This window comes from Streptomyces sp. NPDC025721, from assembly GCF_055558595.1.
In genome coordinates this window covers 24,664-41,179 of sequence record NZ_JBVHMF010000008.1, presented here as the reverse complement: position 1 = coordinate 41,179, position 16,516 = coordinate 24,664, and the positions used below count along the sequence as shown (strand labels likewise).

Annotated in this window: 15 protein-coding genes; 11 read left to right on the top strand and 4 right to left on the bottom strand. The window is 70.7% G+C overall.

Going from position 1 to position 16,516, the window contains the following annotated elements; translation table 11 throughout:
• The first annotated feature begins 68 nt into the window (after window positions 1-68).
• From ACZ4EF_RS13955 to ACZ4EF_RS13910, 10 genes are all read left to right on the top strand, one after another.
• The gene (locus ACZ4EF_RS13955) at window positions 69-1,358 is read left to right on the top strand and encodes an NtaA/DmoA family FMN-dependent monooxygenase (RefSeq protein ID WP_401717380.1); all 1,290 of its coding nucleotides are present in this window, start codon (window positions 69-71) and stop codon (window positions 1,356-1,358) included.
• A gap of 97 nt (window positions 1,359-1,455) precedes the next feature.
• Window positions 1,456-2,571 (top strand): LLM class flavin-dependent oxidoreductase, encoded by a 1,116-nt coding sequence (locus ACZ4EF_RS13950; RefSeq protein WP_467504506.1) that lies wholly within the window; start codon window positions 1,456-1,458, stop codon window positions 2,569-2,571.
• Window positions 2,572-2,754: 183 nt separating this feature from the next.
• A complete protein-coding gene (locus ACZ4EF_RS13945) occupies window positions 2,755-4,119 on the top strand; it encodes a PLP-dependent cysteine synthase family protein (RefSeq protein WP_467504504.1) in 1,365 nt (454 codons plus the stop codon).
• 220 nt (window positions 4,120-4,339) lie between these two features.
• The gene (locus ACZ4EF_RS13940) at window positions 4,340-5,092 is read left to right on the top strand and encodes a Crp/Fnr family transcriptional regulator (protein WP_467504502.1); all 753 of its coding nucleotides are present in this window, start codon (window positions 4,340-4,342) and stop codon (window positions 5,090-5,092) included.
• A gap of 285 nt (window positions 5,093-5,377) precedes the next feature.
• Window positions 5,378-6,004: a Crp/Fnr family transcriptional regulator gene (locus ACZ4EF_RS13935; RefSeq protein ID WP_467504500.1), complete on the top strand. Its 627-nt coding sequence runs from the start codon at window positions 5,378-5,380 to the stop codon at window positions 6,002-6,004.
• A gap of 80 nt (window positions 6,005-6,084) precedes the next feature.
• Window positions 6,085-6,858, top strand: coding sequence for a hypothetical protein (locus ACZ4EF_RS13930; RefSeq protein WP_467504499.1), 774 nt, complete (start codon window positions 6,085-6,087; stop codon window positions 6,856-6,858).
• A complete protein-coding gene (locus tag ACZ4EF_RS13925) occupies window positions 6,851-8,980 on the top strand; it encodes a hypothetical protein (protein ID WP_467504498.1) in 2,130 nt (709 codons plus the stop codon). Before ACZ4EF_RS13930 ends, ACZ4EF_RS13925 begins: the two co-directional genes overlap by 8 nt.
• A 138-nt stretch (window positions 8,981-9,118) precedes the next feature.
• On the top strand, window positions 9,119-10,180 hold the full coding sequence (locus ACZ4EF_RS13920) for a hypothetical protein (protein ID WP_401851722.1): 1,062 nt from the start codon (window positions 9,119-9,121) through the stop codon (window positions 10,178-10,180).
• Window position 10,181: 1 nt separating this feature from the next.
• Window positions 10,182-11,513, top strand: a complete 1,332-nt coding sequence (locus ACZ4EF_RS13915) for a DUF4407 domain-containing protein (protein ID WP_355340124.1) — start codon at window positions 10,182-10,184, stop codon at window positions 11,511-11,513.
• A 73-nt stretch (window positions 11,514-11,586) separates the two neighbouring features.
• Window positions 11,587-12,096 carry a Pycsar system effector family protein gene (locus ACZ4EF_RS13910; RefSeq protein WP_467504495.1) on the top strand — a complete coding sequence of 170 codons (510 nt, stop codon included), beginning with the start codon at window positions 11,587-11,589 and terminating at the stop codon, window positions 12,094-12,096.
• Between the two features lie 302 nt (window positions 12,097-12,398).
• On the opposite strand, the gene ACZ4EF_RS13905 is transcribed toward ACZ4EF_RS13910, so the two are convergent.
• The 3 genes from ACZ4EF_RS13905 to ACZ4EF_RS13895 form a co-directional block, all read right to left on the bottom strand.
• Window positions 12,399-14,312 (bottom strand): hypothetical protein, encoded by a 1,914-nt coding sequence (locus tag ACZ4EF_RS13905; RefSeq protein WP_467504493.1) that lies wholly within the window; start codon window positions 14,310-14,312, stop codon window positions 12,399-12,401.
• A 316-nt stretch (window positions 14,313-14,628) separates the two neighbouring features.
• Window positions 14,629-14,775: a hypothetical protein gene (locus tag ACZ4EF_RS13900; protein WP_467504492.1), complete on the bottom strand. Its 147-nt coding sequence runs from the start codon at window positions 14,773-14,775 to the stop codon at window positions 14,629-14,631.
• 99 nt (window positions 14,776-14,874) lie between these two features.
• Window positions 14,875-15,021, bottom strand: a complete 147-nt coding sequence (locus ACZ4EF_RS13895) for a hypothetical protein (RefSeq protein WP_467504490.1) — start codon at window positions 15,019-15,021, stop codon at window positions 14,875-14,877.
• A 126-nt stretch (window positions 15,022-15,147) separates the two neighbouring features.
• Here ACZ4EF_RS13895 and ACZ4EF_RS13890 point away from each other — a divergent pair, with 126 nt between their 5' ends.
• Entirely contained in the window at window positions 15,148-15,399 is a 252-nt protein-coding gene (locus ACZ4EF_RS13890) for a hypothetical protein (RefSeq protein WP_467504488.1), read from the top strand.
• 117 nt (window positions 15,400-15,516) lie between these two features.
• Here the strand turns inward: ACZ4EF_RS13890 and ACZ4EF_RS13885 are convergent, their stop codons facing one another.
• On the bottom strand, window positions 15,517-16,281 hold the full coding sequence (locus ACZ4EF_RS13885) for an MBL fold metallo-hydrolase (protein ID WP_467504486.1): 765 nt from the start codon (window positions 16,279-16,281) through the stop codon (window positions 15,517-15,519).
• Window positions 16,282-16,516 lie beyond the last annotated feature (235 nt).

Genomic DNA, 16,516 nt, shown 5'->3' with positions numbered 1-16,516 from the left:
GGAGAAGACCCCGATCCTCAGCCACATGACGCACCGGTGCCGTCGCCGCCGGTGAGAAGGGACGACCTGTGAGCGCGCAGCCTCCGAGGACGCTGAAGACCGTGACCGGGGCCGGCGGTGTATCGGAGACGTACGACCTGGCCGTCGATCCGGAGCGGTCCACCCTGGACACCGCCGTGCGGGTCGCGGCGCTCGCCGAGGCGGCGCGGATCGACGCGCTGTTCACCGCCGACCTGCTGAGCTTCGGCGCGCAGGGCGCGATCGGCTCGCAGGAGCCGCTGGTGTTCGTGTCGGCCCTGAGCCAGGTCACGTCGCGGATCGGCCTGATCGCGACCGTGTCGAGCACCTTCCACCACCCGTACAACCTGGCGCGCCTGTTCGGCACGCTCGACCACGTCAGCAACGGGCGGGCCGCGTGGAATCTGGTGACCTCCTCGCTCGGCGAGGAGAACTTCGGCCCCGGCGCGCTGCCCAGCCCCGAGGAGCGTTACGCGCGCGCCGCGGAGACGCTCGAGGTCGTCAACGCGCTGTGGGACAGCTGGAAACCGGGCGCGCTGACCCGCGGGCCGGACGGCGCGGCGGTGCTGGACCCCGCCAAGGTCCGGCCCGTCGACCACCGCGGCCCGTACTTCTCGGTGGCCGGTCCGCTGAACATCCCGCCGCTGCCGCAGCGCCGCCCGGTGCAGTTCCAGGCCGGGCAGTCCGAAGCGGGCCGGGCACTGGGCGCGCGGTACGCCGAGGTGGTGTTCACCTCGCTGCCCACGCTGGACGTCGCGCTGGACTTCACCCGCCGCATCCGGGCTCAGGCGGCGGAGTTCGGCCGCCCCGGCGGACTGCCGCTGATCTTCAGCTCCTTCCACGCCACCTACGGCGCGACGGAGGAGGAGGCGCGCCGACTGGTGCGCGAGCGGCGCGAGTCGATCGACTTCGAGCGCGGCCGGGCGCAGGTGGCCGACATGCTCGGCGGCGGCGTCGACCTCTCGGAGCTGCCCCTGGACGCGAAGCTGCCGGACAGCCTGCTGCCGGACGTCACGTCGGTGAACCGGCGGCGCGGCCGGGTCGACATCTTCGTCGGATACGCCCGACAGGGCTACACGCTGCGGGAGTTGATCGTCGCCGCGCAGGACACCGGCCACTGGGCCGCCGCGGGCACGCCGGAGCAACTGGCCGACGCGGTCGAGGAGCGCTTCCGGGCCGGAGTGCTGGACGTCATCACGCTCGGCGGCCTCGCCGACCCGCGCGAGCACGACTTCGTCGTCAACGGCCTGCTGCACGAGCTGCGCAAGCGGAAGGTCGTCGCCGAGGACTACGCCGGGAGGACGCTGCGCGAGAACTTGGGGCTCGAACTGCCCTCGTGAGAAGCCCGGTTCGCCTTCCGCTCCCACCGACTGTCACCGCTTGTCACCGAATTTGACCATCTGCCACCGCCCGTCCACCCCGACGAAAGGCCCTGCCGTGCCCGTCGAATTCCTCGGTATCGCCGCCACGAACGACGGCTCCGAGACCACACCGCGCAGCGGCGCGTCCTTCGACAAGGACTACACGCTGCGACTCGCCCGCGCCCACGAGGACCACGGCTGGGACCGGGTGCTGTTCGCGTACAGCTCCGCCTCGCCGGAGCCCGGTACGGCCGCGGCGTACATCGCCGCGCGCACCGAACGCCTGGAGATCCTGCTCGCGCACCGCCCCAACGTGTCGTATCCGACCTTCGCCGCACGGGAGTTCGCGACCCTCGACGCGATCAGCGACGGCCGGCTCGCCGTGCACTTCATCACCGGGGGCAGCGACCACGAGCAGCAGCGCGAGGGCGACGTCCTGAGCAAGGACGAGCGGTACGCGCGCACTCGTGAGTACATCGAGATCGTCAAACGCGTGTGGACCGAGCACGAGGCGTTCGACCACGAGGGCGCGCACTACCGCTTCCGCGACTACGTCTCCGACGTGTTCCCGGTGCGGCAGCCGCACCCGGACGTCTCCTTCGGCGGTTCGTCGCCCGCCGCGTACGCCGCCGGTGGCGCCGTCGCCGACATCTACGCGCTGTGGGGCGAGCCGCTGGCCGAGACCGCCCAGCAGATCGAGGCGGTGAAGGCCGCCGCGCTGGCCGCGGGGCGCGGCACCCCGCCGCGTATCCAGGTCGCCTTCCGGCCGATCATCGCGCCTACCGAGGAACTGGCCTGGGAGAAGGCGCACCGCACGGTCGCCGCCATCGAGCAGCGCCGGGCGGCGGGCGCGTGGCGGCGGCGCGGCGGCGACGCCCCGCAGAACACCGGTTCGCAGCGGCTGATCGGCATCGCGGAGCAGGGCGAGCGCTACGACCGCGCGCTGTGGACCCGCACCGCGGCGGTCACCGGGGGAGCGGGCAACTCCAACGCCCTGGTCGGCACGCCGGAGACCGTCGCGCGGGCGCTGCTCGACTACATCGACCTCGGCGTCGATATCATCTCCGCGCGCGGCTACGACCTGCTGGGCGACGCCATCGACTTCGGCCGCCACGTCATTCCGCTGGTACGGGCGGAGGTCGCCCGGCGCGACGCCGAGCGGGCGGCGGGGCCGGTGCCGGCACGGCGGTGACGGCACGGCGGTGACGGCAGGCACCGGGCGGATCGGCGGATTGGCGTACGAGCGGATCGGCGTACGAGCGGATCGGCGTACGGGTGCGCGGGCCGTGCCGCTGACCCCGCTCCCGGGGTGCGCGGTCCGTGCCGCCGACCCCGCTCCCGCCACCTCCCGGCGCCCACCACTCAAGGAGATCGCATGGCCAGATACGAGTCGGTGCTCGACGCCATCGGCGGGACACCGTTGATCCGCCTCACCCGCGCCGCTGAAGGACTGCGCCCGCGCGTGTACGTCAAACCGGAGTGGCACAACCCCGGCGGCAGCGTGAAGGACCGGGCGGCGCTGTCGATGCTCCGCAGGGCGGAGGCGGACGGCTCGTTGCGTCCGGGAGGCACCGTGGTGGAGGTGACCAGCGGCAACACCGGCATCGGCCTGGCGCTGGCCGCCGCCCACCTCGGCTACCGGACGGTGGTCTTCACCGGCTCCGCGACCTCGCGCGAGAAGCGGGACCAACTCGCCGCCTACGGAGCCGAGGTGCGGCTGGTCGACGCCTTCGTCCCGCGCGACCACCCGGACAGCATGCGCTCGCAGGGCACGCGGTTCGCCGCCGAGACGCCGGGCGCCTGGTTCGTCGACCAGTACGACAACCCGGCCAATCCGGCCGCCCATTACGCCACCACCGGCCCCGAGATCTGGACGGACACCGAGGGCGCGGTCACCCACTTCGTCGCCACCGTCGGCACCGGCGGCACGATCTCCGGGACCGGCCGTTACCTCAGGGAGGTGAGCGGAGGCCGGGTCCGGGTGGTCGGCGCGGACCCCGTCACCTCGATGTACGCGGGCGGCGACGGCAGCCAGAAGTACATCGAGGGCGCGGGCCACTTCCTGCACCCCGAGGCCACGGCCGACGTCTGGCCGCTCGCCCTCGACTCCGCCGTGATCGACCGCTACCTCGCCGTCGGGGACCAGGACGCGATCGACGCCGTGCGGCGGCTGGCCCGTACCGAGGGCATCCTCGCGGGCGGCTCGTCGGGCGTCGCGCTCGCGGCGGCCCTGCGGGTGGCCGAACACCTCACCGAGGACGACATCGTGGTGGCCCTGCTGCCGGACTCGGGCCGGGCCTACCTGTCGACGTACTTCAACGACGACTGGCTCACCGCCAACGGCTTCCGAGGCCCGGCCCCGGCCGACGGCCCGACCGTCGGCGACCACGCCACCCCGGCGCCGGTGGTGGAGCGGGACGAGGACCCGGCCGACGCCGTACGGCGGCTCACCGCCGACGGCCTCGGCGACGACGACGTGGTGCTGGTCGCGTACCGCCGTGACCGCCGCCTGCTCGCCCCCCACCCCACCGACCTCCTCGGCTGGACCACCCCCGCCCGCCTCCGCACCGCCCCGACCGTCGCCGAATCCGCCCAACCCCTCGCCCCCCGCCTCGGCGCCGCCCTCCCCCTCACCGCCCCCGCCGTCACCGACTGGCCTTCCTCCGCCGCCCCCATCGCCCCCGTCCTCACCCAAGGCCGCGCCACCCACACCGTCCCCCGGTCGGCCCTCCACCCCTGACCCCGGTCCCTCTTCCGCCGCAGTTCCCCGTCGCGTCAGGTCCGTACCGTCCCGGCGTTCCGCACCCCGTTTCGCACCGTCCCCGGCGAGCGCCGTCGCACTTGGCCGCCGCTACACCGGATGTCGTAGGTTGAGCGATTTCACCGCATGCCAGCGTGGTGGGAGGTGACGATGGTGGGCGATGTGCACAGGAACTTCCGCGTGGTCGATGGGGGAGAGCGTGAGCTCTGCACGGGATGCCGGCACAGGTGACAGGGCGAAGCGCAAGAGCAAGGTCTGGTCGTTGCGTTCCCGATGGCCGCAGACCAGCTTCCTGGCAGGGCTTGAGGAGGACATTCTCGCCGCGTTGGTGGACTCCTCCGAACCCGTGCGTTTCGACCGCGACGACGTGCTGGTGGCCGAAGGCGCCGTCGGGTCCGATGTGTTCCTCCTGCTCACTTCATACGTCAAGGTCACCACGCTGCTCCCGAACGGGTCACGGGCGCTGCTCGCGGTGCGCGTCGGCGGTGACCTCGTCGGGGAGTTAGCGGCCTTGGACAACGGGCGGCGGACCGGGACGGTCATCGCCTGTGGCGTCGAGCCGGTGGACACTCTGCGTATCGACGCCGAACTCTTCCTGCGCGCGCTCTCCACGTCGCCGAAGGCGATGCTCGGTCTGTCCGAGTCCGTGGCCCGCAAGCTGCGCAGCGCGACGCAGCGGCGCATTGACCACCAAGGGGGGCACGCGTCGGTTCGGCTTGCCCGCGTGCTGGTGGAAATGGCTGACGACCATGGCGCCACGACGTACCGCGACAACGTGGTGATCGGCATCGATGTCACCCGCCTCGAGTGGGGCAGCCTCATCGGGGTGAGCAAGCGGACCGCCGAGCGGGCGATCGCGACCCTGCGGGACAACAAGCTCATAGGGTCGGGAATGAAGCGCATCACCATCCATGACATGGAGGGACTGCGAGCTCTCGCGAACTCTGAGTGAGCGATCCCGCCAATTGGCGGGAGTCTGTGGGCGATTACCGGCGGCTGGACATACTGCTCGCCCCAACCCTCACGATGCCGGGCCTCATGTGCCGGTTCGCAGCACTTCATGGAGCATCGCGTGGTCACGCAGTCCAGCCCGTCCGGTCGTTCCGGAGACCTAGCCGCCCCTCCCGTCCCCCCTGTCCGTGCGAGCGCGCCTGCTCCGCGTGACTGGCCGGCGTCGACCCTTCTGGGCAGGCTGCCCGGGACCACCCGGGACCTCCTCCTGGAGGAGGGCACACCGATGCTGTATCCCAAGCACCGGATGCTCCTGAGGCAGGGAGACGGCGGGAAGCACCTCTTGCTGCTCACCCGCGGGGTCGTGAAAGTCCTCGCCTCTTCGGAGAACGGGATGGACGTACTGCTCGGGATTCGCGTGGCAGGTGAACTGGTCGGTGAGATGGCCGTGTTCGAGGAGAAGCCGCGGTCCGGGTCTGTCTTCGCGTGCGGCGAGGTCTCGGCGCGGATCATCCCTCTGGAGGTCCTGGAGGGCTTCCTCACCCGCCACCCCGAGGCGATCAAGGCGTTGGTCGCCTCGTTGAGCGCCCGTCTGCGCTGGGCGAACCAGCGGCGTATCGACTCCCGTTCCTACGACGCGCCGGTCCGTCTGGCGCGGGTACTGGTGGAACTCGGCCGCGCACACGGCCGTACGCCGCCCGAGGGCATCGCGGCGCGCAAGGTTCTCGGCGTGACGATAAGCCAGTCCGAGTTGGCGTCGCTGTGCGGATTGGCCCTCCCGACGACGGAGAAAGCCCTCGCCTCCCTTTCTCGAAAGGGGCTGGTCGAGCGTAGTTACCGCCGCATAACGCTCTGCGATATGCCGAGTCTGGTCGAGTTCGCGAAAGTCGGCGACGAGATCCCGTACTGGTAGGGAGTCCGTCCGCCGGAGTCCGCCTACTGTCCAGGAAAACGCAGCACCTACTCCGTTCCAGGCCAGAGAGGAATGGTCACATGGCCGCATGGTCCGGGTTCCATCCCTGTACGTGTATTGCCGTCGATGCCCAGGCGTACAGCCGCAATGACGACCGCAGACAGTCCGAGATTCAGCACGACCTTCCACGACTTCTCTCCCGCGCGGCCGACGGTGCGGGATTGAACCGTTCCCAGTGGCACCTCCAGCCCAAAGGCGACGAGGAACTGGCCGTCTACCCGATGGACGGGACGGAGCCACGCCTGGTCGACGATTTTGTACGCCATCTGGTCTGGGAACTAGGGGAATACAACCGGAGCAGGATCTCCGCGTCCCGGCTACGGCTGAGGCTCGCCGTCGACCACGGGCCCGTGGAGGTGGCGCCCAACGGCTTCGCGGGCGCGACCGTGGTGTCGGTCTCCCGGCTGCTCAACTCGGCGCATCTCTATGAGGCACTGCGTCAGCACGAGCCGGCGGAGCTCGCCGTCCTGCTGTCCGACCACGTGTACCGCTCGACGGTGGGAAGCGGTCACACCACCTTGTCGCGGGAGGACTTCCGGGAAGTCGCCGTACAGGTCAAGGAATACGAGTCCGTCGCCTGGCTGCGGATACCCGGCGGAAACGGTTTCGGCCCCTGGCCGCGTCCCGCTGATACGGCGACGGCTTCGTCCGCGTCGCCGAGCCGATCCCACGGTTCGGCCGCCGAGAGCGCTTCCGGCCATCATTACCGGGCCGATCGCCTGAATGTGAACAACTTCGCGGGTCCGGTTGATCTGCGAGGAGGCACCGTGGGCTTCGGCGGCTCGAATGGCTGACGACGGTGAGACTCCGACCGACGAGGCCGAAGCGGCGCCGCCTGAGGGAGTTCCGCAAGAACCGCTCGCCGCGGGCGGATCACCGGAGGCGCACGCCGTATCCGACTCCGCGGAGAAGGAGGGCGACGCCCAGGGATTCGCGGAGCTCCACCGTGCTTTCGGCCAACAGGTGCACAATCACTTCCACTCGACCGTCGAGGCTTCTGGGGCCACGTTCGGATTCGGCGCTCCACGGGCGCCCGGACTCGCCCCGGGCAATGTGCGTCCGGAGGAGGTCGACCACGCGCTGCGGCACTACTTGCGCCCTCAGCCGTGCTTCAGCGAGGCGCTCGCCAAGCTCCGCCGTGATCACCTGGTGGTGCTCTCCGGCCACGAGGACACCGGCCGCCGCGCCGGGGCCTTCGCGCTGCTGCGGGAACTGACCGAGCCGGGTATCGGCCTCAGAAGCCTTTCGCCCGCGAACTCCCTGGCAGGGCTGACGGCGCCGAACGCCCTCAAGGAGCGCCAGGCGTTCGTCATCCTGGACTACGTCGGAGAGACGAACGCCGATCCCGTGCAGTCGTACGACATCGGACGGCTGGCGGAGGAACTGCGCCGCAAGGACAGCTATCTGGTGATCACCGCGACCGAGAGCAGCCTGCGGAGACTGGCCTTCGACGGCTACCGCGTGCCATGGCGGGCTCCCGACCCGAAGGAGCTGTTCCGGGCTTGCCTGGATCCGCTCCCAGCGGCCGGACTGCCCTCGGCACTCATGGAACGGGTCGGCGAACAGCGCCGGCCCGCCGATGTGGTCGCCGCCGCGACCGGGTTCTCCGCCGGGGGGACGCCTACGGCGATGAAGACGATGAGCGGCAGCGACGCGGATGCCGTCCGGACGTGGTTCCGCAAGGTGCCGCTGCTGGAGGACCTGTTGCCGCTGGCCGCCCTGGCCTTCTTGGAGGGCATCCCGGAACGCAGCTTCGAGGAGCACCTGGCCACGCTGGAGGGACTCGTACGTGACTGGGAGCTCAGCGGTGAGTCCGCTCCCGGTGAGCGCGACGCGGTGCCGGTACCCGGCACCGGCACGACGGTGCTCCGCCAGAGCCGGGCCCTGTGGCGCAAGCGGGCGACCGGACTCGTCCGTGTCGATCGACGTCCCGAGCCGGGGCTGGGGGCGGACCGGAGCGAACGCCGGATGGTCTTCATCTCACCGGGCATCCGCGAGCTGGTCATCGGGGAGCTCCACACCCTCTACGGATACGAACTGTGGTACCCGCTGCGGCGTTGGCTGCACGATCTGGCGCAGCACCCGGACCTCGCGGTCCGCACCGAAGTCGCCCGGGGCACCGCCCTGTTCGCCGGCCACTCCCTGGCAGAGGTCGATGACCTGCTCCTCCAGGAGTGGGCGGACGGCCTGACCAACCAGCGAGTGACCGCGGCCCTCACGCTTCAGCACATGGCCGAGACGGACCGGTTGGCCCCGGCGGCCCTGAGCATCGCCCTGGGCTGGGCCAGCAACAGGGGGCAGGCCCGGGCGATCACGATGGCGATGGCGCTGTCGGGAACGCTCGGCTCCGTCTACCGCCTTGAGGTGCTCAACTGGTTGTGGCGCCTCACCGGTCGGGGAGAGCGCATGGCGGCCGCCGCACGTCGCTCTGTCGTGCTTCTGTTGCAGACGGCCGAGCAGGAACCCGAGCGGGCGCTGTTCACACTGCGCTACATCCGTACGCGGATGGCCAACGCCCGTGCGGGTACCTGGGATCACCGTCGAACGACGCTGATCGCCGCCCAGGTGCTCGTGGCGCCCAGGCTCGGGAACCAGCCGGGCACCCTGCCCGGAGCCCTGCTCCGGCAGCGCCGGGAGAACGCCCGGCAATTGGGGAAGCTCTGGGCCGGGCTGCTGCTCAGCCGGAGTCGCCGTACCGCGTTCGAGGCGCTCTGCGACACCCTCGTCGACGTCCGCGACGAACCGTCCGTCGCCGACGCCGTACGGACCCTGGGCGAGGCGATGCGCGAGGAGATGACGCCGGCCCAATGGCAGGCGCTGAGCTCCCGGTTGCTCGCGGTGCTCCGCCACCCCGACCTCGCCATGCCGAGCACCCGTCAGATGGCCCACGTGCTCCTCGGGACGCTGGGGGTCTAGCCGTTCCTCGGGACAGGCCGCTGTTCCGCTCGCAGGCCGAGGCGCACCTCAAGGCGCGGATCAAGCCGCGCCTCAATTCGTACATCACGTCGCACCTCAATTCGTACCCCAAGCCGTACATCAAGGAGATCGAGGCAAGTGAATTATCCCGTTGTGTCCGAGCACGTCCTTGGCGTGGTCAGCAGCCGCTTGTGGTCCCGCCGCCGACGTGAGGACGTGCCGCCGCTTCTTCCCGGCACCGTCCATGTCTTCCGCGTCGGCGGAGAGTACCGCCAGTACCCGGAAGGTCTGGTCTTCGACCCGGGTCACGCGGATGTGCTCGACGCCTCGTCCGTCAGCCTGATCGACACCAGAGTGCGCGTCGTCGATGTCCGTCGGACAGTGCCCTCGGTGAGCGAGGCGGACCAGTTCACCGTCAGCGTGTCCTTCTCGTGCCAGGTAACCGACCCGGCCCTGATCGCCCGCCAGGGCGTGGTCGATGTGACGGTGCCGCTCCGCGCCTACCTGGCGGGGGAGGACGACCTGCCCCGAGTGAGCGCCGGCTATCGCGTCGAAGAGGTCAACGCCGTCCGAGCGGAGGCGGCTCGCTGGATGACCGCGTACAGCACCGTCGTACCTCCCCGTGTCTCGGGCATGAGCGTGGAGTTCGTCGGCGTCGAGGTATACGTGGCCGACGAGCTCCGTGCGTGGGAGGAGAAACTGCGCGAGCAGCGCCGCTCACACGAACTGCTGCGCGGCCAGAACGACTTCGAGTCCTACGACGCCCAGCGAATAGCCGAGTTGCTGGCCCAGGGGTCCGACTACGCCGACGCGATCGGCATCGTGCGCGAACGCGTCGATGTCGCCGACGCGGCCGCGCGTATCCACGGCCTCGCCGCCGCCCGGGAGGCGCGTGCGGCCAGGATCGACGAGGAGAAGCGCGCACACGCCGAGGCCAGGGAGATGCTCTCGGCGCAGACCCAGCGGGACCTGATCCTCGAACTGGTGCGGCAAATGGGTGCGGAGGGCACTCTGTCCGATCCCCAGCCGCTGCTTGAGGAGCTCGTGCGCCAGGGCGCTTCGCGGTCCGGTGCCAACCCCGCACTCGACGTCGGCGGCACCCGGCCGTCGCAGGAGCCGCCCCCGGCGCCCCGTACTCTGCGGTCCGCGCGGACGCCGGAGGACGACTTCGTCAAGGACGAGGACGATTTCGTTGACTGACATGCCACAGAACCCGATCGCCCGGACGTTGTCCCGGCCCGTCGGCGCGGACGGGTCCCCGCACGCCGTGCCCGACCTGGGACGGTTCCTGCGCTCGCTCACCGGCGTCGACGAGGAACTGCTCGCAGAGGTCCGGCACGAACGCAGCAAGTACACCGCGCTCGGCGGTGTGGTACTCGGTACAGCCGTGATCGCGGCGTTCTCCATGTGGAACTTCGCCACGGAGGCACTGGGCCGGGTCTCGATCGTGGCCCTGCTGCCCACGGTCATCTGGCTGCTGCTCATCCTCAATCTGGACCGCTGGCTGGTCACGCCCGTACCGAACGCCCGGCGCAGATTCGGCCCCGTCGTGCTGCGGCTGGTGATGGCCCTGCTGCTCGGAGTCGTGATCGCCGAGCCCCTCGTGCTGCGGATCTTCTCCACCGCCATTGAGGAGCACATCGCCGACGGCCGGACGACCGCGCTGGACGACCTGCGCGGCAAGCTGCTGGCCTGCAACCCGGTGCCGTCCGACACCGCCGCCGCGCCGCCCGCGAACTGCGGCCACTACACGCTGGTCTTCGGCGCGAACCCCGGCAACCAGGCCGACGAGCTGGCGACTCTGCGCGAGGACGCCACAGCCCTGCAGAAGCGGGTCGACCAGGACAACACGGAGCTGACCGCGCTCGACACGCAGGTACGCGACGAATGCCGGCAGCTCATCCGTGACGCCGCCAGCGGCTTGCTGGAAAGGACGTCCGAGTGCCAACGGCTGCGCGCCAAGGCACGCGACTTCCGGGCGACGCACGCACTGGACACCGAACAGCGACAGCTCAGCGGGATGAACGTCCGCATCGCCACGCTGGAGCGCGGGGTCGCCAGTTCGCGCGGCGACTTCGTGAAGGCCCGCGCGGCGGCGGTCGACAAGCGGATGGCCGAGGAGCAGGCGAAGCAGCGGGAGATCGGTGTCCTGGAGCGCATGCAGGCGCTGGACGAACTGGCCGCGGGCAAGCCCGTGCTGTTCGTCGGGATCTGGCTGGTCAGGGCCCTGTTCGTGTTCCTGGACGTGCTCCCTGTCATGGCGAAGTCGCTGGGGGGCGAGAGCACCTACGAGCGGATGCTCAGCTACGAGAGCACCAGCGCGGTCAAAGTGCACAGTTCCCGGGTCCGGCTGGCCGAACTGCGGGCACTGGCGGACACCGAAATCGCCCAGCACGCCATCGAGCAGGACGTCCGGCGCAGTCGTGCCGAGTCCGAGGCCGCGCACCGTGAGGTCGTCGCGACGACCAACATCCGTACGCGGCAAGCGATCAGCGCACTGGAGGAAGAGCTGCGCCGTACGTCGGCGCACTGACCGTCATCGTTGTCGATGTCGTCGGGCGGGCTCCGAGAGGCCGCCCGACGACCGGCGAGACAGGGAGGGTCCGATGCCTGACCGCAACAGAGCGACGAACCGTCAGAAGGACTTGCTCCGGATCCTGACCGCCGAGACCCGGGAGGAGCTGGTGAAGGCGGACGGAAAGGCGGGACTCGTCCTGTCCTGTCTCGGCGCGGCACTCGCCACTCTCCTCGGCGCGCTCACCACGGGCAACCTCGCGCCGCAGCACTATTCACCACTGCCGCAGGCGCTGTTCTGGGCCGGTTGTGCCACCTGGATACCGGCCTTTCTCTTCCTCGGCATGGTCATCGCTCCGCGCCTCGGCCCGTCCCGGGCGATGCGTGCCCACTACTTCGGAGACGTGAACGCCACCCGCTCCACGACGTTTCTCGCCGACGCCGTCCGGCGCACCGACATCAGCGACCGTGACCTCCAGCAACTGGAGCGGCTCTCGCACATCGTCTCGGTCAAGTACCGCTGCGTGCGGTACGGGATGCTGTGGTCGGCGGCGTTCGTGATTCTGACGACGGCGGGTTTCCTCCTCGGCACATCGACCTGACGCCCTCTCGGCCGTGGGCCCGGGAACCGCGGCCCGTACGCGCCCCCAGCAGTTCCGCGAGGTCCTGACGGTTCAGCACCCCACACGACCGCGCCCCCTGCCGGGTGCACGTAACCCGTGATCATCACCCGCACAAGCGGCGGACGGCGACAACTCCGCGGGTGGAAGCCCGGCTCCGACCCGGCCGCACCTCGCTCCGGTGTCCGACCCGAGGGTGAGGCCCCGCCCATGACGTGGGGCGGGGCCTCTGGTGGTCTGGCGGCCGGGCGGGTCCGGTGCTCGGGGAAGCGGCGCGGAGCCGCCTACTTCACGCGGACGTAGGTCTCCGGGCCGTTGGAGTCGATGTGGCGGCTGTCGGAGGTGAACCACACGACGACCCAGGTGCCGCTGCGAGTCGACTTGCCGCGCAGGTGGTAGGCGCCTTTGGAGTCGGTCTTCACGCGGGTGACGTAGTGCCAGGTCTTGCTGCCCGCGGGCCGGAATTCCAGGTACGCGTAACTGCGGGAGATTCCGGACCACTTGCCGGAGGTGCTCCGCTGCTGGAGGTGGCCGCCGAAGGTGACGTAGGTGTTCTTGCGCACCGTGGTGCGGCTGGGCTTGCCGCCGGTGACGCGGGTGGGGGTGCGGTAGATCTTGACGGCCGCGCTGTAGGAGGGCGAGAAGTCCGGGGTGCCGGGGAAGTACGCCCGCCAGTAGCCGTTCGCCTGGCCGCCGTAGGTCGCGTAGGTCATGAACTCGTCGCCGGGGAGGCCCTGGCGGCCGATCCGGGTGGTGCCGACGGTGTGCCAGGACTTGCCGTTGGACGAGTACTGGATCGTCATGGAGTGCGTGTTGTTCGCGAACTCCGATCCGTACAGGTCGAGATGGCCGTCGATCACCGCCTCGCCGTACTCGTCCTCGCTGACGCGGAACGGGGTGACGCGGCTGGGCGTCGGGATGTGCACGTGGACCGGCGTCGTGCTGTTGTCGGTGGGCAGGAGGAAGGGGTCGTAGTTCCAGTAGTTGCAGAAGTAGTACGAGCCCGCGGTGCCGGTCGTGACGGTGAAGGTGCCGTCGGCCCTGGTTCTGGCCGTGGCGTCGAAGTACGCCGGTCCCTGGGTGTAGATCTTCTGGCCCGGCGTGCCCACCCACGCGGACCCGGCCTTCCGCTCGTACACGCCCGTGATCGTGGTCCGGCCGCCCCGGGGGACGTTGACGTCGGTCTTGCTCAGGACGCGGATCCGGGTGGTCTCCGCCTTCGCCCGCACGGTGAGCGGGGTCTGGTCGCTGCCGTCGAGGAAGTACGGGTAGCCCGCGGTGGCGGTGCCGTCGGCGCCCGCCGTCCGGTAGGTGACGTCGCCCTTCACCGTGACCGGCGCGCTGACCCGCCCGTCCGCCCGCGCGGTGGCGACGGCGACCGTATCCACACCGCCCCCGAGGTCCGGGTTGGTCAGGTCGACTGACACACCGGCCGGGTCGAGCGCCGCGCCCGTGCTGGGGTCGGTGACGGTGACCGGGGCCGAGACGGCGTACGAGCGGTGCTCGTAGTCCACCGAGCCGCGGTCGGCCGAGAGCTTCCCGACGGACACTTGCGCCGCGTACGTGAACTGGCCCGCGTCCGGGAAGTGTTCGACCTCTCCCCGGCTGTCCGTGATGTCCACGGAGATGTCGTAGACGCCCATCGCGGGAAGGGCGATGCGCTGCGCCGCCGTCCGGTCGGTGTAGAGGTACGGACTGGTCACGAAGGCCGATGTCGTACCGGCGTCCGGCGCGTCCGCGGGCGCACCGTGCGGACGGTAGTGCGCGGTGATGCCCGCGACCGCCGAGGTGTCGCTGTACACGGACACCGAGAGTTTCCAGTGGTCGGACCAGGAGTTGCCGACTCTGTACACCTGGAAGCGGTGCGGGGGCGGGGTGGTCTCGGCCGGGTCGGGCGTCCCGCTCCCTGACGGCTCCGGACTCGCGGTGTCCGTGGGCGTGGGTGTGGGCGCGTCCGTGGGCGTGTCCGTAGGCGCAGGCGGGTCCGTGGGCGTGTCGCCGACGGTGCCGGTGGGCGTGGCGGTGCCGGTGGGCGTGCCGGTCGCGGTGGCGGTCGGCGTGTCCGTCGGACCGGGGCTCGCCGCGCCGGACGGGCTCGCGGTGGCACCCGGCACCGCGTCGTACGGCGCCGCCGTCCCGGAGTCGGCGGCGGTCGCCGGAAGCGCGAGCGCGGCCGTCAGCAGTGCGCCGGCCGTCACGGCAGGCAGAAGAGCGCGAAGTCTCACTCGGTGTATCCCCCCAAGGAAAACAAGTACCCCTGCCGCCCGCGCCATCCCGGCGCCGATAGCGGACATGTACGGGTCAGCCAATCCTAGAGCCGGCCCCCGGCACCGCCGCGCACTGGGGCCGGGGCACGCCGATGACGGCGGGCACGACGCATCTGCACATCAGCGCCGCGTACCCGGTGTACGGACAGATCATGGGGCAGGCGCAGTTGGTGGACGGTGCGACCGGCAAGGACATCGCGGACTCCTCCACCAACCGCTCGACGAGCGGCCTGATCGTGACTCAGCCCTATTTCACGTCCAGTTGGACCGACGGGGGCGTCACCTCGTACAGCGCGAGCCCGCAGATCGCCACCGGGGCGCCGCACGCCGTGACCGAGCGGCTGAACATCCGGATCGTCTGGTTGAGCCCGGCGTCCGGGCATACGACGAGCACTCAAGTGGTCTTTACGGCAGCCCAGATCGCCGCAGCCGGATACATGCCCGAGCAGCTCGAGAGCGCCGTTGCGGTCCGGTTCAGCGCCGACGGACAGAACTACGCGGTCAAGCCCTGGATGCCGGGTGCCGACGGGTCGTTGAGCATCGACCTTCCGCCGGTCGACTGGCGCGCCGACGTCACCCAGTCGCAGTACCTGAGCTTCAAGGCGGCCTGGGGCCTGCCCGCGGGCAGGCTCGTCGGCACGATCGAGGTCCGCGACCCGCAAGGGTGGCAGTGCGTCGGCGCCACGCAGACCCTGCGCCCCACTGCCGACGTGCGACCCGCGGAACTCGTCCCCAGCATCTTCGGGCGGGACGCCAAAGGCGATCTGTGGCTCATCCCCGGTGCCAGGGGGCCCGTTCGTCCGCGTACTACGACGCCCGCAGTCTGGTCGGCGGCGGCTGGAACGCCTACACCCACCTCCTGGGCACCGGCGACCTCCGCCTCGACGGCCACGACGACCTCATCGCCACCGGTCCCACCGGCCTCTGGTGCTACGAAGGCACCGGCAACCCCGCCGCCCCCTTCAAGCCCCGCCTCAAGATCAGCGGCGGGTGGCAGGCGTACAGCACCCTCCTCTGACCCGCCCTTTAACCGCTGCGCGGGGTACGGACGGGGCGATGGCGACGTCGGCGGGGAGTTCCGCGCCGAGCGTCTGGCCAGGGTGCCGATCCGGTCGGCCCGCCGGGGGTTCGGGTTCTACCGGCCTCGGGCCTGTTCCATGTTGGCCCGGTGAGGACGGGCGAGCCAGTCCGCGTGCGGGCCCAGGCGCGCGTCGACCGGGTCGTCTCCTCGCCGGAGCGCGTCGATGTAGGCACGCTCGGCGGCGAAGCGGGCCGCCACCTCGCGGCCTTCGGCAACGGAGCCGTGGCCCGGGACCACGACGTCGGCCTGCCCGGCAGCCTCGGCCAGCCGGTCGAGAGCGCTTTCGTATGCTCCCACCTGATCGTCCTGGCGAGCGTCGAAGAGCGGGATCAGGACGTCGGAGAGCATGTCGCCGACGAGCAGGACGCCGCGGTCCGCCAGCAGGACCGAGGCGTGGCCGACAGCGTGCGCCTGGTGCTCGATGACCTGGCCCGGCACCGCTCCGCCGTCGGCGGGCAGCGGGGTGACGAGTGCGACGAGGTCGAGGGGTACGCCGGACGCGCTCTCCGCCGCCATCGCCTGCGCCCGCTCCCGGGCCTGACCGGCAACGTCGGCGGCGGCGGTGGTCGCGTAGCGCGGCACATCGCCGAACCGGGAGTGCCACAGCAGATGGTCCCAGTGCGGATGGGTGCAGAACCCGGCCACCACCGGAATGCCGAGCCCGTCCACATCATCGGCGAGCTGGTCCAACTCGGAACCGTCGATGCCGGGATCGATCAGGACCAGCCCGTCCTCGCCGCGCACCACGATCGAATTGGACCAGACCCAGTCGCTCTGCCGCACCCAGACACCGTCGGCCACCTGCTTCAGCTTGCCCATCTCTGCTCCCATCGCTTGCCTGCACCACTGAGACTGCTGCCCGCGGCCGAACTCATCGCTCCCATCGCCGCCCGCCGCGACGGATTCAGCGCGGATGGCCCCAGCTCCTCGACCTCGCGCTTATCAAAGGAGCGGACTGCTCCTCGTCCTGGCCGACCGCCGCGCCGGTCATGCGCCGTACGGCGAAGCTCGGGATCGGCGAGGACGGCACGGTCGTCAGCAGGACGGACTTCGT

Coding starts and splice junctions, on each gene's coding strand:
- ACZ4EF_RS13945 (WP_467504504.1), top strand. CDS start 2,755: ATGGCCAGATACGAGTCGGTGCTCGACGCCATCGGCGGGACACCGTTG.
- ACZ4EF_RS13925 (WP_467504498.1), top strand. CDS start 6,851: ATGGCTGACGACGGTGAGACTCCGACCGACGAGGCCGAAGCGGCGCCG.
- ACZ4EF_RS13935 (WP_467504500.1), top strand. CDS start 5,378: ATGCTGTATCCCAAGCACCGGATGCTCCTGAGGCAGGGAGACGGCGGG.
- ACZ4EF_RS13915 (WP_355340124.1), top strand. CDS start 10,182: ATGCCACAGAACCCGATCGCCCGGACGTTGTCCCGGCCCGTCGGCGCG.
- ACZ4EF_RS13885 (WP_467504486.1), bottom strand. CDS start 16,281: ATGGGCAAGCTGAAGCAGGTGGCCGACGGTGTCTGGGTGCGGCAGAGC.
- ACZ4EF_RS13930 (WP_467504499.1), top strand. CDS start 6,085: ATGGCCGCATGGTCCGGGTTCCATCCCTGTACGTGTATTGCCGTCGAT.
- ACZ4EF_RS13910 (WP_467504495.1), top strand. CDS start 11,587: ATGCCTGACCGCAACAGAGCGACGAACCGTCAGAAGGACTTGCTCCGG.